The organism is Pararhizobium sp. PWRC1-1 (genome assembly GCF_049897905.1).
GTDB lineage: Bacteria > Pseudomonadota > Alphaproteobacteria > Rhizobiales > Rhizobiaceae > Pararhizobium.
Genome location: NZ_JAFCXE010000005.1, coordinates 189,829 through 204,857 on the forward strand (window position 1 = coordinate 189,829; position 15,029 = coordinate 204,857).

At 61.0% G+C, this 15,029-nt stretch carries 14 protein-coding genes and 1 other RNA gene; 8 read left to right on the forward strand and 7 right to left on the reverse strand.

Annotation, left to right across the window (positions count from 1 at the left end; translation table 11 throughout):
* The gene (locus ACP7E0_RS10675) at positions 1–699 is read right to left on the reverse strand and encodes a c-type cytochrome (protein ID WP_426124791.1); all 699 of its coding nucleotides are present in this window, start codon (positions 697–699) and stop codon (positions 1–3) included.
* A gap of 156 nt (positions 700–855) precedes the next feature.
* Between ACP7E0_RS10675 and ACP7E0_RS10680 the strand changes: the two genes are divergently transcribed.
* The 3 genes from ACP7E0_RS10680 (at position 856) to ACP7E0_RS10690 (ending at position 3,732) form a co-directional block, all read left to right on the forward strand.
* Positions 856–1,608, forward strand: a complete 753-nt coding sequence (locus ACP7E0_RS10680; RefSeq protein WP_426124793.1) for a 3-deoxy-manno-octulosonate cytidylyltransferase — start codon at positions 856–858, stop codon at positions 1,606–1,608.
* 12 nt (positions 1,609–1,620) lie between these two features.
* A complete protein-coding gene (locus ACP7E0_RS10685) occupies positions 1,621–2,475 on the forward strand; it encodes a prephenate dehydratase (protein WP_426124794.1) in 855 nt (284 codons plus the stop codon).
* 180 nt (positions 2,476–2,655) lie between these two features.
* The gene (locus tag ACP7E0_RS10690; RefSeq protein WP_426124796.1) at positions 2,656–3,732 is read left to right on the forward strand and encodes a porin; all 1,077 of its coding nucleotides are present in this window, start codon (positions 2,656–2,658) and stop codon (positions 3,730–3,732) included.
* Positions 3,733–3,787: 55 nt separating this feature from the next.
* Here the strand turns inward: ACP7E0_RS10690 and nudC are convergent, their stop codons facing one another.
* A complete protein-coding gene (gene nudC / locus ACP7E0_RS10695; RefSeq protein WP_426124798.1) occupies positions 3,788–4,762 on the reverse strand; it encodes an NAD(+) diphosphatase in 975 nt (324 codons plus the stop codon).
* 2 nt (positions 4,763–4,764) lie between these two features.
* Complete coding sequence (locus ACP7E0_RS10700; protein WP_426124800.1) at positions 4,765–5,169, reverse strand: HIT family protein; 405 nt, start codon at positions 5,167–5,169, stop codon at positions 4,765–4,767.
* Between the two features lie 104 nt (positions 5,170–5,273).
* On the opposite strand from ACP7E0_RS10700, the gene ffs reads away from it, so the two are divergent.
* From ffs to ACP7E0_RS10715, 3 genes are all read left to right on the forward strand, one after another.
* An RNA gene (gene ffs, locus ACP7E0_RS10705) (signal recognition particle sRNA small type) lies at positions 5,274–5,370 on the forward strand.
* 68 nt (positions 5,371–5,438) lie between these two features.
* The gene (locus ACP7E0_RS10710) at positions 5,439–7,316 is read left to right on the forward strand and encodes a DNA polymerase III subunit gamma/tau (RefSeq protein WP_426124801.1); all 1,878 of its coding nucleotides are present in this window, start codon (positions 5,439–5,441) and stop codon (positions 7,314–7,316) included.
* Positions 7,317–7,354: 38 nt separating this feature from the next.
* Positions 7,355–7,678 (forward strand): YbaB/EbfC family nucleoid-associated protein, encoded by a 324-nt coding sequence (locus ACP7E0_RS10715; RefSeq protein WP_113313667.1) that lies wholly within the window; start codon positions 7,355–7,357, stop codon positions 7,676–7,678.
* A gap of 326 nt (positions 7,679–8,004) precedes the next feature.
* On the opposite strand, the gene ACP7E0_RS10720 is transcribed toward ACP7E0_RS10715, so the two are convergent.
* Positions 8,005–8,865 carry a DUF2865 domain-containing protein gene (locus ACP7E0_RS10720; protein ID WP_426124803.1) on the reverse strand — a complete coding sequence of 287 codons (861 nt, stop codon included), beginning with the start codon at positions 8,863–8,865 and terminating at the stop codon, positions 8,005–8,007.
* Positions 8,866–9,086: 221 nt separating this feature from the next.
* On the reverse strand, positions 9,087–9,698 hold the full coding sequence (locus ACP7E0_RS10725) for an MOSC domain-containing protein (protein ID WP_426124804.1): 612 nt from the start codon (positions 9,696–9,698) through the stop codon (positions 9,087–9,089).
* A gap of 58 nt (positions 9,699–9,756) precedes the next feature.
* Here ACP7E0_RS10725 and recR point away from each other — a divergent pair, with 58 nt between their 5' ends.
* Positions 9,757–10,362: a recombination mediator RecR gene (recR, locus tag ACP7E0_RS10730; RefSeq protein WP_113246205.1), complete on the forward strand. Its 606-nt coding sequence runs from the start codon at positions 9,757–9,759 to the stop codon at positions 10,360–10,362.
* 212 nt (positions 10,363–10,574) lie between these two features.
* Entirely contained in the window at positions 10,575–11,876 is a 1,302-nt protein-coding gene (locus ACP7E0_RS10735) for a lytic murein transglycosylase (RefSeq protein WP_426124806.1), read from the forward strand.
* Positions 11,877–12,047: 171 nt separating this feature from the next.
* Here ACP7E0_RS10735 and ACP7E0_RS10740 read toward each other — a convergent pair whose 3' ends face one another.
* The gene (locus ACP7E0_RS10740; RefSeq protein WP_426124808.1) at positions 12,048–13,265 is read right to left on the reverse strand and encodes a PQQ-dependent sugar dehydrogenase; all 1,218 of its coding nucleotides are present in this window, start codon (positions 13,263–13,265) and stop codon (positions 12,048–12,050) included.
* 125 nt (positions 13,266–13,390) lie between these two features.
* Complete coding sequence (locus ACP7E0_RS10745; RefSeq protein WP_426124809.1) at positions 13,391–15,019, reverse strand: MFS transporter; 1,629 nt, start codon at positions 15,017–15,019, stop codon at positions 13,391–13,393.
* Positions 15,020–15,029: the final 10 nt, after the last annotated feature.

A 15,029-nucleotide genomic window follows, 5' to 3' on the forward strand; every position in this document is an offset into this window, starting at 1 on the left:
TTATGGAGCAGGTGCCGCCTCGGTGGCAGGCTTTGTTGCTTCGCCTTCAGTCGCCGGCTTTGCAGCCTCGCCTTCCGTAGCAGGCTTGACAGCTTCGGCCTCGGCAGCAGGCTTTGCAGTTTCACCTTCAGCGGCAGGCGCAGCAGCAGCAGTTGCGGACGGCAGTGCCACCGGCGTATCGGCATGTTCGCGAAGCCAGGCAATCAGGTTGGCGCGTTCGTCCGGCTTCTTGACGCCGGCAAAGCCCATGGCGGTGCCGGGAACGTGCTTCTTCGGCGCTTCGATGAAGAAGCTCAGGTGATCATAGGTCCAGGTCTTGTTGGCTTCGGCGAATGTCTTCATGCCGGCCGAATAGGCAAAACCTTCATGCGAAGCGATCGGACGCTCGACAAGGCCCCAGAGGTTAGGACCAACCTTGTTGGCCCCTCCCTTATCTACGGTATGACAGCTCGCGCATTTCTTGAAGACGGTCTCGCCGGCCGACGCATCAGCCGATGCCAGCAGCGGCTTGATATCGACTTCGACCTCTGCCGTGGCGCCAGCGCCGGCATCCGAGGAGCCTTCCTCGGCGATGATGGCGAAGCCTTCCTTTTCGGGAACTTCCGAATGGAAGATGCCTTCCGATGCAATCGATACGGACATCAAAACAAAGACCGTCCCGAGGAAGGCACCCACGCCCATGTTTACATATGAGTTCATCCGCAAATGCTCCCCTTGCAACCGGCGCGAACAAAACGCCAGCCTATCTTGAAATCGCGCGGAACCTATGTCTTTTGGCTTTGTGTTGCAACAGACATTATAAGCTCCGGTCTGAGACCTTTTGACACTTTTCCGGCGCGTTTTGAAGGCCTAAGCATGAACAGCGACAATTTGGACAAAACTCTGATTCTGATCCCGGCGCGCATGGCCTCGACGCGGCTGCCCGGCAAGCCTCTTGCCGACATCTGCGGCCTGCCGATGATCGTCCAGGTCGCCCTGCGAGCAAGGGACGCGCAGGCAGGACGGATCGTCGTTGCCGTCGATCATCAGGATGTGTTCGATGCGGTAACAGCGGCTGGCTTCGAGGCGGTGATGACCCGGGTGGACCATCAATCCGGCTCCGACCGCATATACGAGGCACTTTTGAAGAGCGACCCTGAAGGCAAGGCCGAGATCATCATCAACGTCCAGGGTGATCTTCCGACCATCGAGCCGGAAACCATCCGCGCCGCACTCCGGCCGCTGGAAGACCCCGATGTCGATATCGCCACCCTGACCGTAGAGATCGAGGAAGAGGCGGAAAAGACCAATCCGAACGTCGTCAAGGTTATCGGTTCGCCGCTGTCGGAAACCCGGCTGAAGGCACTTTATTTTACCCGCGCCACCGCGCCGCATGGCAACGGTCCGCTCTATCATCACATCGGCCTCTACGCCTACCGGCGCGCAGCGCTCGAAAAATTCGTTTCGCTGAAACCATCGCCGCTAGAAAAGCGCGAATCGCTGGAACAGTTGCGGGCACTTGAAGCCGGCATGCGCATCGACGTGGAAATCGTCAAATCGGTCCCGCTCGGTGTCGATACCCCGGCGGACCTTGAAAAAGCCCGGCGCCTTCTCGCCGCCAAAGCCTGATCGGACAGTTTCATGATTACCAAGACAAACCGGATTTCCTTCCAGGGCGACTACGGCGCCAATTCCGACATGGCCTGCCGCGACATGTTTCCGGACATGGAGCCACTGCCCTGCCAGACCTTCGAGGATGCCTTCCTTGCCGTCGAAAATGGCGAGGCCGATCTGGCGATGATTCCGATCGAGAACACCATCGCCGGCCGCGTTGCCGATATCCATCATCTCCTGCCCGAATCGCGGCTGCATATCATCGGCGAGTATTTCATGCCGATCCGCTTCCAGCTGATGGTGCTTCCGGGCGTTTCGCGCGACGAGATCCGCACCGTGCACAGCCATATCCACGCGCTTGGCCAGTGCCGCAAGATCGTCCGGGCCAATGGCTGGAAACCGGTGGTCGCGGGCGATACTGCAGGAGCCGCCAAGCTCGTGGCGGAAATGGGCGACCGCTCGATGGCAGCGCTTGCCCCAAGGCTGGCCGCCGATCTCTACAAGCTCGAGATCGTTGCCGAGAATGTCGAGGATACGGAAAACAACGTGACGCGCTTCGTGATTCTTTCGCGTGAGCCGAAAAACATCAAGCGGCAGGCGGATAACGACGTCATCGTCACCACATTCGTCTTCAATGTCCGCAATATCCCGGCGGCTCTCTACAAGGCGCTCGGCGGCTTTGCCACCAACAGCATCAACATGACCAAGCTGGAAAGCTACCAGCTCGGCGGCAAGTTCATTGCCACGCAGTTTTATGCCGACATCGAAGGCCATCCGGACGATGCCCATGTGCGCCAGGCGCTGGATGAACTGCGCTATTTTTCCGAAAAAGTCCGTATCCTGGGCTCCTATACCGCCCATCCGATGCGGTTGGTTCTGTAGCCAAAATACCGCAGCCCAAACCTACAAAAATTAGCGGCTGGAAATAAAAGCGAAAAGATGATTGTTTCGTGTCGAACCCGTTTGTGCGTCGCATTGCGTGCGGCCTGATTCGCAGCGCGCAGTGCTTTCCCCGGCAACGACAGGCGCCTGCAATCTCAGGGGCGCGGCAAAGGTCGATACATGGCAATCAGGACACTTCTTCTCTGCTCTTCTGCCGCCTTGATGATCTCCACCGGGGCCAACGCCGCTGACGCGATCGTCGCTGCCGAACCCGAGCCAATGGAATATGTTCGCGTCTGCGATGCGTTCGGAAAGGGCTACTTCTATATTCCCGGAACCGAAACCTGCCTGAAGATCGGCGGTTATGTCCGGTTCGATTCCAACTACGGCGAGAGCCCCTATTCGGGCGAAAGCAATGGCTGGGATGCCTTCACCCGCGGCACCATCACGCTCGATGCGCGATCGGACACCGAGTACGGAATGTTGCGCAGCTTCATCGAGTTGCGCAGCGATGTGAACAACATCACCGACACCAATACCTATCTTAATGCCGCCTATATCGAGATTGCCGGTTTTCGCGCTGGTTATGCCGATTCGCGCTATGACACCTGGCTGAACTCGGCCGGCAACATCATCAACGACGACGTCATCGACTACACCGGCGACCGCACCAACCAGGTCAGCTACGTCTATGGCGGCGATGTCGGATTTTCGGCTTTGATTGGCCTTGAAGAAGGTGCGGGAAACTACGATACCGGGTTTGCGCCGGTGCCGTCAGTCTCCTATCACGGTGACGACTTTCCGCATGTGATCGGCGGCTTGCGCTACTATCAGGAAGAAGGCACGGGCATTGCCTTTATTGGCGGTTATGACACCAACGCCGAGGCCTTCGGCGGCAAGCTCCGCGTCGACGTCGCCTTCAACGACGTGTTTTCTGCCTGGGTTATGGGCGGTTACCAGTCGGATTGGGACAATGACGACGGTCCAGGCGGCACGCGGCGGCTGAATTACTACGGCCCGTGGCTCGGCGACTGGGCCGCGTGGGGCGGGTTTGCCATCAAGGTCAATGAGAAGACGTCTCTCAACGCCCAGGCCGCCTACGAGGAGGACGGCACATTCGCCGCCGCCCTCAATGTCGAATACATGGTCACCGACATGCTGAAGTTCCAGCCCGAAATAAACTACTCGGAATTCGATGGCCTGCGCGGTAATGGCAGCGCCGTCGGCGGCACCATTCGCCTGCAGCGCAATTTCTGATCCGGCAACAGGCTGACAGCCGATTGGCGCCCGTCATTGCGGGCGCCGTTTTTATTTATCGCGGCCAGTCCAGCCAATCGCGCATCAGCTGATGGGCGATGGCGCCCTTCGGTGGCGTGCCGAGCTCACCAGCCGCCAGCGTCACGCCGGTATTGCGCGCTAGCATGGCGGCCGTTTCTTCGCGGGTAAACCAGCGGCAGTCTTCCAGTTCCTGATCGTCGCGATGAATATCGCGCGATTTCGCCTCGGCGTAGCAACCGATCATCAGTGTATGCGGCATCGGCCAGGGCTGCGAGGCGTGATAGCGGACGCGGCCGACGCGAATGCCGGATTCTTCCAGCGTCTCGCGCCGGACGGCATTTTCCATCGTTTCGCCCGGTTCGACGAAGCCTGCGAGACAGGAATACATGCCTTCGGGGAAATGCGGGCTGCGGCCCAGCAGACAGAGGTCGCGCTCCAGATCGATCGTCAGCATGATGACGACGGGATCGGTGCGCGGAAAGACCATGTGGCCGCAGGCGGAGCAGATGCGACGGTAGCCGCCGCCTTTGCTTTCCATGACTGAACCGCATTTGCCGCAGAAGCGATTGGTCGCATTCCAGGAGATCAGGCTGGAGGCCTGCGCGAACTGGCCGAGCAGCTCGTCCGTCAGCATCTGCTGGCGATAGAGCGTGCGGCCATCGGCCAGCTTGAACGGTTCCGGCAGCGTTTCCTCGGTCATGCCGATGGGGACAGCCAGACGCGGCTCGCCATTCGGCAGGAAGCCGAGCAGGATAGCGTCATCGAGAACCGGTTCGAGACCGGCAAGCTCATAGGGGGCAAACAGCGGATCGATGATCTTCTCGTCATGCTTGACCACCAGCTTGCCGCCGGAGAAAGCAAAGACATGGGCACCTTCCTTGCGGAAAGCGGCCTCGACGCAATCGTCCGGACGATGTTCCGATTGTCTATCCAGGTGATTTTCGGAAAAGGCGACGAGCGTGCTCGGCTCGGGATGCGGGCTGTGCAGGTCGAAGATCGATTTCGTCATGGTCAGAGATTTTCCACTATCCGTGCTGCGAATGCCTTGCGCGCCTCGTCGTCCCAGGGCTCAGCCGAACCGAAGCCCCAGACCGGGCCCGGCCAGTTGGCATCACCCTCGCTGCGGGCGATGACATGAACATGAAGCTGGCGGACGATATTGCCAAGAGCCCCGACATTGATCTTCGTCGCGCCCGTCGCTTTTTTCAACGCCGCCGCCACCATGTTGGTTTCGAATGTCAGCATGGCCTGGTCGAGCGCCGTCAGATCGAAGACTTCCGACACGCCGTTGCGCTGTGGGATCAGCACAAGCCAGGGCCAGCGGCGGTCATTGTTGATCCGCAGCTGGCAAAGGCCGAGCGTGGTGATCAGCAATCCATCACGTTGAAGGCGTTCATCAATATCGAAGGCAGGCAAGTGGATCTCCCGGGAATAGTGATTTTCCTTTTGTTTCAACAACGATAGCAGTTTTTTGAAGGCGTGGCTTGCATTTGGTTTCGATATTGCCGATATGAGAGCCGGGAGGTTGGTGGTGGACGAGCCACTCGCCAACCGGGTCAGGTCCGGAAGGAAGCAGCCCCAACGAGCCAGGCACGGGTCATCGTGCCAGCCTCCCACCCTTTTCCTTCTGTCCTTTCCGGACACGATTTGCAGCCAAGCGGCCCCGTCTTGGGGAAAAAAGGGCGATGAGCGAAGATAGTCTGATCCCGACATCCGAAAAGCCCGCCGCCTACCGCGTGCTTGCGCGCAAGTACCGGCCGAAGGATTTCTCCGACCTGATGGTCGGTCAGGAACCGATGGTGCGCACGCTCACCAATGCGTTCGAGACCGGCCGGATCGCGCAGGCCTATATGCTGACCGGCGTTCGCGGGGTCGGCAAGACCACCACCGCCCGCATCCTTGCCCGCGCGCTGAACTACAAGACAGCCGAGATCGACAAGCCGACGATCGACCTTCGGATTCCCGGCGAACATTGCCAGGCGATCATGGAAGGCCGTCATGTCGATGTGATCGAGATGGACGCCGCCTCCCATACCGGTATCGACGACATCCGCGAGATCATCGAGCAGGTGCGCTACCGCCCGGTTTCGGCCCGCTACAAAGTCTATATCATTGACGAAGTGCACATGCTCTCGACCCAGGCCTTCAACGGCCTGTTGAAGACGCTTGAAGAGCCTCCGGAACATGTGAAGTTCATCTTCGCCACCACCGAAATCCGCAAGGTTCCAATCACCGTTCTATCGCGCTGCCAGCGCTTTGACCTGCGCCGCATCGGTGCGTCCGATCTCGTTGGCCTGTTCACCACCATTCTCGGCAAGGAAGGCATTTCTGCCGATCCGGATGCCATGGCGATGATTGCGCGCGCCGCCGAAGGCTCGGCGCGCGACGGCCTGTCGCTGCTCGACCAGGCGATCGCCCATGGCGGCGGCGTGGTCGAAGTCGAAGCCGTGCGCTCGATGCTCGGCCTTGCCGACCGCGCCCGCATCGTCGATCTCTTCCAGCACATCGTCAAAGGTGACGTGGCCGCAGCCCTTGACGAATTCGCCGGGCAGTATGAAGCCGGCGCCAGCCCCTCCGTGGTGCTGACCGACCTTGCCGACTTCACCCATCTCGTCACCCGGCTGAAATATGTTCCGGATGCCTCCAGTGACCAGTCGCTGAGTGAAATCGAGCGCACCCGCGGCGCCGAATTCTCCTCCAGCATTGCCGTGACCACGCTGTCGCGCATCTGGCAGATGCTGTTGAAGGGTATTCCGGAAACGGAAAGCTCGTCGCGCCCGGCCGGGGCTGCCGAAATGGTGCTGATCCGGCTTGCCCATGCCGCCCACCTTCCCTCACCGGAAGATGCGGCACGGCGTTTGCTCGAACTCTCCAGCGGCGACGCGCCGCGCCAGCCGTCCGCCCCGAACGGCGGCAATGGCGGCGCACAGGCCTCGGTAGGCAACTCTATCCAAGCGCGCGGCAACGACATGCCGCCGGCGCAGCGGGCGACCGGAAATGGCGCAACCATGCTGCGCGCAGTGCCGGACGTAGCACCGCCACAGGCCATGCCCGTCGGAAAGATCGAGGAACGCCCGGCCGAGGCACCTATGGCCAAGGCTGAACCGAAAGTTCCGGTACGCTCCGTCAGCGACATCGCCGACCTCTGCGGCACCAACCGCGATATCAAACTCAAGACGCTGGTGCGCGGCTTCGTGCGGCTCGTCAATCTCGAACCGGGACGGCTGGAAATCAACCTGCCGGAAGACGCGCCGAAGACGCTGGTTGCCGAGTTGCAGAAGAAGCTCGAGGACTGGACCGGCATCCGCTGGATGGTGATCCTCAGCCGCGAGCCGGGTGCGCCGACGCTGCTTGAGGCCGAGACGCGGGCGCAGGAAAAGCGGGTCAGCGATGCGCGCCAGGATCCGGACGTTGCCGCCATTCTCGCCAAGTTCCCGGGCGCCAAGATCACCGACGTGCGCATCAAGGGACCAGAGCTGGAAGAGGAAAACGAGCCGGTGGCCGTGGCCGCCGCCGAATCCGAAGAGGGCGACATCCTTCCCGGCGACGATATCGAGCACTAGTTTACATTTTATCGAGACACTCAGAAGAGGACATGACGATGCGCGACATCATGGGCATGATGGGCAAGGTCAAGGAAATGCAGGCCAAGATGGAGAAGATGCAGGAAGAGATTTCTGCGCTCGAAGTCGATGGCGCCTCCGGCGGCGGTCTGGTCACCGTGCGTATGGACGGCAAGGGCAACCTCAAGGGCCTCAAGATCGACCCGTCGCTGTTCAAGGAAGACGATGTCGAGATCCTTGAAGACTTGATCGTTGCCGCTCACAAGGACGGCAAGGACAAGGCGGAAGCCATCACGGCCGAAAAGACCCGCGAACTGACTGCCGGTCTGCCGATCCCGCCCGGCATGAAGCTGCCTTTCTAGGAAAACAGACGCTGGCTGGACTGTGAAAGTGCCCGCAGGTCACACTGACGACAAACTCTGAAATAATTGCCTGGCGAGAGCGGTACCCCACTCTCCGTCATATCAGCCCCTGTGGCGGGGATCCAGTGACCCGACGTCTGTCGGGTCAAAAAAAAGACTCTTTCAACTCAAGGACTTGGGCTGGCTAGATTCCTGTGACGAGCACAGGAATGACAGGGAACTTGGCAATCGCATAGTTTCCCTATTATCTGCAAAATGCGAAGAAATGCCTTTGTCAGCAGTCTGGCTGGCGGGACCAGTGACGAGCGCGCCAGTACAAGCCCCGATCAGTTATCCGGCAGGTAAGCGGCGCCGACGATGCGGACCTTGCGCGCCTGTGGCTGGACGAAACTCGTGGTGCCGCGCAGCCCAACATCCCCCAGAAGCGCCACGTTCAGCGCCTCGACCGGTTGGACGTTTTCCACATTCGAAATCGGCGCATCTGCGGCTTGCGGCATTTTTGCCAGAACGGTTTTGTAGAAACGATTGATATCGCAGGTCTTCAGCGACGCTGCTCGGCGGTAGGTGCCGGCGTTCGGCAATTCGGCATAACGCGCACCTGTCGTCACCGAAATCATCTCGTCAGTATTCCGGTCAGCGCTGGTAATTCGGTACACATCCATCGCCGGATCATCGCAGATGAATTTGCACTGCGCCGCGATCGCTTGCATATCGTTGGCAGTGTTGTAACCGGAATTCGGTGTCGGAAACGAATAGCCGTCCGAGAGGCGAACGCATCGTGTTTCGATCTTGGCGCTGATCCGCGGCAACGCGTAACCTGCCGTTGCGCTGCGTGTTGCAGCCACCGGCCGGCGGGCTGGAGCGCGTTCGGCGACGGCTTGCCTCGCACAGACCTGTTGTGAAGCCCCGGACAGGCTCGCGATCCGGGTATTGGCCTGCGCAATACGGCCGGCAATTTCGCGGCAGGCAAAGGTTCCACTGGCAGCACAGCTGTATTTGACCTGGAACGCCCGGTTGGCAGCGATCTGGCGCTGCAGGCGGGCAATCTCGGGGCTACCCCGCGAAAGGGCACATTCCCCTGCCACCGCGATAACGCTCTGAACCACAAGGCTCAAAAGCACGACGCCCAGCACGGTACCCACTCGCCCAAAACGGGCTGCAACCTGCAAAAATCCGGATATGATCACAGCCCTTGCCGCTCTTCTGTTCGCAGACGCAAGCAACCTCGCGCGCTCGCCCTCGCAAGTCCGCTTCGGTTTTCCAGATGTCTGCACAATCATCGATTTATCGCACCGACCCCAATGCAATGACGGACCTTGCGACAGCATCTCCATAGGTTGAGAACCGATTGAAAGAAAGCGGAACTTAAGCAGATGGTTAAAGTCGCGGACGGCGAAGCGAACGGAACTTAGCCACTGAGCTTGGCTCTCAGCTTGTGGTGGATGGGCGCTGCGATATAGCGGGCGCGGTCTTCGTCGGAGAGGTTCCTGCCGAAGGTTTCCAGCAGCTCCGGCATCAGCACCGGAGCGCCGGAATAGGCGTGGTAGGTCACGGCATCGCCTGCCTGGACGACACCATCCTTCAGCACGCGGCAGTAAAAACCTGGCCGCCCGGCCTTGGCAAAGCGCTTGGCGAAAAGGGGATCGTCCATGCTAACAGCCAATGTGGCGCAGGGGATGCGGGCGGAGGTGACCTCGAGTTCGACCGAATCCGTCTCAAACCGGTCGCCGACGGAAATTTTCCGGCTGTCGGCACCCTCGATTACCAGGTTTTCGCCGAAAATACCCGGCTCCAGATCGCGGCCAAGCTCCTTTGACCACCAGTCGAGATCGACAGAGCCCAGTGCATAAACCGCCTGATCGACACCGCCATGGTGTTTGCGATTGCAGATCTTGTCGCCGATCAGCCCTTCCCGGTCGATCATCACGCCGGCCTCCACCGGATGCTTGAAGATGCCGGTCCTGTAGGATTTGCCGGGCAGGATTTCGGCATTGCCGGTGCAGACGGCGAGGATTTTCATGGGCGGCACTTTCTTTTCAGCGATTCCGTTCTGTGGAGATATGGAGTAGAAACCCCGCATGGCAAAGCGAGTCACCGGTCCCGAAATTGAAAAACTCATCCAGCTCCTGGCAAAGGTGCCTGGGCTCGGGCCGCGTTCGGCCCGGCGCGCCGCCCTTCACCTCGTCAAGAAGAAGGACCAGCTGCTCGGCCCGCTGGCCGATGCCATGGGCGAAGCGCACCGCAAGGTCCGCATCTGCTCCTGCTGCGGCAATGTCGATACCATCGACCCCTGCAGCGTCTGTTCCGACGACCGGCGCGACAATTCGGTGATCATCGTCGTCGAAGACGTCTCCGACCTCTGGGCACTGGAGCGGGCCAGCGCCATGAACACCGCCTATCATGTGCTTGGCGGCACCTTGTCGCCGCTCGATGGCGTCGGGCCTGATGATCTGAATATCAAAGGCCTCATCGAACGGGTGGCGAAAGGCGGCGTGCGCGAACTGATCATCGCCGTCAACGCCACCGTCGAGGGCCAGACCACCGCCCATTACATTACCGACCAGCTCGACGGCCTCGGCGTCAAGATCACCCGGCTCGCGCATGGCGTGCCGGTGGGTGGCGAGCTGGATTATCTCGATGAAGGCACGCTGACGGCAGCATTGAGGGCGAGGACAGCGATTTGAGGAAGAACACGTTCGTGAAAGACAGTCTCGGCTCGTCCACTGATACGGTTGCGGATGCTACGGCAAACTCTGCATTCAAATGGGGAGCCGCAATACTCTCTCCCGTCATTCCTGTGCCTGTCACAGGAATCCAGCCACGCGACGTCGGTCGCGTGAGAGACTTTTTCGCGCCATGGACATGGCGCCGCTGGATCCCCGCCACAAGGGCGAGGATGACGGAGTTCAAAGGTGCACCGCTCCAAGCCGAGGAAAGCCCCCTGAAGCGCGGCAAGGCACGGCATATCCTGCCGATACTGATCGCAGCACTCCTGTCGCTTTCATCCCTACCCGCACTCGCCGCCTCAAAAGCCGAAACCGAAGCGCAGTTCCGCCAATGGCTGCAGACCGATCTGTGGCCGCAGGCGCAGAAATCCGGCATTTCTGCTGCCGCCTTCAAGGCCGCCTTTGCCGATGTGAAACTCAACTGGGACCTGCCGGATCTGGTGCCACCGGGCAGCAAGCCGCCCGGTGAGCAGAAGCAGAGCCAGGCAGAGTTTTCCTCGCCCGGCGCCTATTTCTCCGAACAGCGGCTGCAGGGACTGGCGGCGACCGGCCGCAGCCTTGCCAAGGAAAATGCCGCGACGCTGCGGCGGATCGAGAAGACATACGGCGTTCCGGGTCCGATCGTCGTTGCCATCTGGGGTCGCGAGTCCGGTTTTGGCCGGGCAAAGATCCCGCATCCGATCATGGATGTACTCGCCACCAAGGCCTTCATGTCGACGCGCGGTGATCTTTTCACGCGCGAACTGATCGCCGCCCTTCACATCCTCGACAGCGGCGACGTGCGCGAAGCAGAGATGAAGGGGTCTTGGGCCGGTGCCATGGGCCAGCCGCAGTTCTTGCCGACCAGCTTCCTGAAATATGCCGTCGATTTCGATGGCGACGGGCGGCGTGACATCTGGAAATCGACACCCGACACGCTCGCCTCCATCGCCAACTATTTGTCGAAAAAGGGCTGGCAGCGCGGACGCGACTGGGGTTTCGAGGTCTATATTCCCGCCAATGTTACCTGCGCGCAGGAAGGCCCGGATCTCGCCAAGCCGATTTCGAAGTGGGCCTCGGATGGCATCGAGCGCGCATCCGGCAAGGCGTTTCCAGCCAGCGAAGCCAAGGCCGAAGGCATGATGTTGGTACCCGCCGGCCGGCATGGTCCCGAATTCATCGTCACGCCGAATTTCTATGTCATCAAGGAATATAACAACTCCGACCTCTATGCGTTGTTCATCGGCAACCTCGCCGACCGGATAGCGTCGAACGGCGGCGCCTTCAGGCGCGAGTTCGGCGATGTCGGCAAGATGCTGCGCTCGGATGTCCTGAAGATGCAGAAGACGCTGGAAGGCCAGGGCTACGATATCGGAAAGGCGGACGGCCTGGCGGGTTACAAGACCCGCCGCTCGATCGGCGCATGGCAGGCCAAGAACGGCATCGAGCCGACGTGTTTTCCGGATGCGGGGCTGAAGGCGAGGTTGAGATAGTTCGAGCGTGGCCTGCCCCTCATCCGCCCTTCGGGCACCTTCTCGCCGTGAACGGGGCGAAGGGAGATCCGGCAGACTCCGTACCAGTCCCCTCTCTCCGCCCGCGGGGAGAGGGTTAGGGTGAGAGCGACTCCGAAGACGGCCCGTCTTCATGGAACACTGAGTCTCGAGCTAAGCCTTCGTCAGCCGCAAGATCGTCGATCCGCCGCCACGGCTTTCCGTCACCGCATAGACCGATCCGTCCGGCGCAACCTTCACATCGCGGATGCGCGCGTCGAGCGGCACATGTTCCTCGAATCTCACCCTGTCGCCGTCCATATGCAGGACGACAAGGCCCTGGGCGACAAGGCCGCCGATCAGGAAAGCGCCTTTCCATTCGGGAATGGCATTACCGTCGTAGAAAGCCATCCCCGAGGGACCGATCACCGGGTCCCAGTAGTAGACCGGCTGTTCCGTGCCTTCCAGCGCAGTGATGCCGTCGCCGATCTTGCTGCCACTGTATTCGACGCCATAGGTGACCTTCGGCCAGCCATAGTTCATGCCCGCTTGCGGCCGGTTGAGTTCATCGCCGCCCCTCGGCCCGTGTTCGACTGTCCACAGACGCCCCTGCCCGTCGAGGGCTGCTGCCTGCATGTTGCGATGGCCATAGGACCAGACTTCTGGTATCGCGCTGTCGGTCTTGACGAACGGATTATCCGGCAGCGCCTTGCCTTGCATGTCGATGCGAAAAACCTTGCCGAGGCCGCTGGCAATATCCTGCGCCTGCACGCGGGTCTGCCGGTCGGAGCGTTCGCCGACGGTCACGTAAAGCGCATTGTCCGGGCCGAAAACCAGCCGTGAGCCGTAATGCTTGTCGCCGTCATAGGTCGGCATCTGCTGGAAGATGACCTTGGTTTCTTCCAGCGCCGCTCCTGCGCCGGAGCGCACGAGTTTCGCCGAAGCGACCGATGTGCCGTTGCCGCCGTCGCGCGGTTCGGAGAACGAAAAGAAGATCATTCCGGACGTCTCGAAATCCGGCGCCAGTGCCACGTCGAGAAGGCCGCCCTGGCCGCTCGAATCGACTTCGGGCACCCCTGATATGGCGGCGCTGACATTGCCTTCGTCGGAAACGATGTGCATCGTTCCTTCCCGGGCCGTTACCAGCATCGCGCCATCCGGCAGGAATTCCATCGCCCAGAGATTGGGCAAGCCTTCCGCAACCGGCTCTGCGCTGATCTTCACCACTTGTGAAGGCTGCGGAGCCCGGGTCTGCCCCTCGAAAGCCGGTTTCTGGCCCGCCCCGTTCGGGCGCCGGGTTTCAACCGCGGTGCCCGCCGTTTGCGAGAATGCCGGAGCTGCAAGAGCGACGGCCAGGATAGTTCCGGTGAGAAGAAGAAGCCGTGTTGGCATCGGGAAAACTCCTGTTCGTGCGGTGGTGCAGAAAGCGGTGTTCAACACAATGTCCCCCAGCCCGGATGGTTTCATCCGGAGCGATCAACATCCAATCAAGAAGATTTTATCGTGAACCGCAGCGCTCAGTGCATGTCCATCTGCTGCTTGTAGCGCTCGTACTCGTAAGGGAGGATCGTCTGGCGCTCGATCATCCGGTGCACGCGGGGGGCAGCGTCACCACGATGCAGGGCGAGAAGACGGTCACCAATCTCAGCGTCCGCCTGTGTTCGGCGCTGGTTGTGGCGGACATATTCCACCCAGGTCGGCACGTGATAGGTCTCGGTCCAGGTGGTCGGGTTTTCCAGATCGCGCATCAGCCCCCATTGCCCCGCGCCATCCCTGATCCGGATACGGCGGCGCTCGGCCATGGCGGTGAGGAAATCCGGCACGTCATCGTCGGCGATCTCGTAATCGATCATCACCACGATCGGGCCGCTACGGGGCTTGAGATCGAGCTTCAGCAGAGGTTCCGAAAAGCGGTTGAGCGGATCGAGATTGAGCGACTGGAACTCCGGCAGCGGCAATCTCAGCCCGATGGCGGCGCCCACCACCATCAGCAAGGCCGAGGCGATCAGCGCATTCGCCGGGCCATAGTTTTCCGCCGCCTGCCCCCACATCCAGCTGCCTGCGGCGATGCCGCCAAACGTCGTCGTCTGGTAGAGCGACAGCGCCCGTCCAACCACCCAGCGCGGCGTCGAGAGCTGCACGGTCGTGTTGAACAGCGACAGCGCCAGAACCCAGCCGGCCCCCGCCAACAGAAGCGCAAGGCTCGTCAGCCAGCCATAGGGGCTCAGCGCCGTTACCAGGCTGCTGACGGCAAAACCGGCAAAGGCGATGCGCACGATCCATTCGCTGGAAAGGTGTTCGCGCAGCCGGGCGCTCAGCAGCGCGCCACCGATGGCGCCAAGGCCGAAGGCACCGAGCATGATGCCATAGGTGAGCGGTCCGCCGGCGACCAGGTCGCGGGCGACCAGGGGCAGAAGGGCGAGGATGGCGCTGGCGGACAGGCCGAAGAAGAAGCCCCGCACCAGCACCTTGCCGATATTCGGCGACATCGCGACATAGCGCAGACCGGCAGAAATCGCCCGGCCCATCGATTCACGTGGAAGTGTCGACAGCGTCTCCTCCCGGCGCCAGCGCAGGAGCGCATAGATGATGGCGAAATAGCTGAGCGTATTGGCGGCAAAGGCAGCCGCTGCCCCGGCTGCCGCAACGATCACGCCGCCGATGGCTGGGCCGACGCTGCGGGTGATATTGAACCCCATGCTGTTCAGCGCGACGGCCGCCGGCAATACCTCGCGCGGCACCATGTCGCCGACCGAAGCCTGCCAGGAGGGATTGTTGAGCGCCGTGCCACAGCCGATCAGGAAGGTGAACAGCAGAAGCAGCCATGGCGTGATAAAGCCGAAATAGGCACAGAGCGTCAAAAGCGCCGAGACGCAGAGCATGAAACACTGGCCAATCAGCATGATGCGGCGGCGGTCGAAATTATCGGCAAGTGCGCCGGAAACAAGAGAAAACAGCATGATCGGCAGCGAGGTCGAGGCCTGCACCAGCGCCACCATGTTCACCGAATCCGTAATCGAGGTCATCATCCAGGCGGCGCCGACGGCCTGGATCAGTCCGCCGAAGTTGGAGGCAAGGCTGGCCACCCAGATGACCCGAAACGTATCATGCTTGAACGGCGCCAATGGCGATAGTCGATGTGGCAACGCGCTTTCC

Coding starts and splice junctions, on each gene's coding strand:
- recR (WP_113246205.1), top strand. CDS start 9,757: ATGGCAAAGCGAGTCACCGGTCCCGAAATTGAAAAACTCATCCAGCTC.
- ACP7E0_RS10715 (WP_113313667.1), top strand. CDS start 7,355: ATGCGCGACATCATGGGCATGATGGGCAAGGTCAAGGAAATGCAGGCC.
- nudC (WP_426124798.1), bottom strand. CDS start 4,762: ATGACGAAATCGATCTTCGACCTGCACAGCCCGCATCCCGAGCCGAGC.
- ACP7E0_RS10710 (WP_426124801.1), top strand. CDS start 5,439: ATGAGCGAAGATAGTCTGATCCCGACATCCGAAAAGCCCGCCGCCTAC.
- ACP7E0_RS10740 (WP_426124808.1), bottom strand. CDS start 13,265: ATGCCAACACGGCTTCTTCTTCTCACCGGAACTATCCTGGCCGTCGCT.
- ACP7E0_RS10725 (WP_426124804.1), bottom strand. CDS start 9,698: ATGAAAATCCTCGCCGTCTGCACCGGCAATGCCGAAATCCTGCCCGGC.
- ACP7E0_RS10685 (WP_426124794.1), top strand. CDS start 1,621: ATGATTACCAAGACAAACCGGATTTCCTTCCAGGGCGACTACGGCGCC.
- ACP7E0_RS10690 (WP_426124796.1), top strand. CDS start 2,656: ATGGCAATCAGGACACTTCTTCTCTGCTCTTCTGCCGCCTTGATGATC.
- ACP7E0_RS10735 (WP_426124806.1), top strand. CDS start 10,575: ATGACGGAGTTCAAAGGTGCACCGCTCCAAGCCGAGGAAAGCCCCCTG.
- ACP7E0_RS10680 (WP_426124793.1), top strand. CDS start 856: ATGAACAGCGACAATTTGGACAAAACTCTGATTCTGATCCCGGCGCGC.
- ACP7E0_RS10675 (WP_426124791.1), bottom strand. CDS start 699: ATGAACTCATATGTAAACATGGGCGTGGGTGCCTTCCTCGGGACGGTC.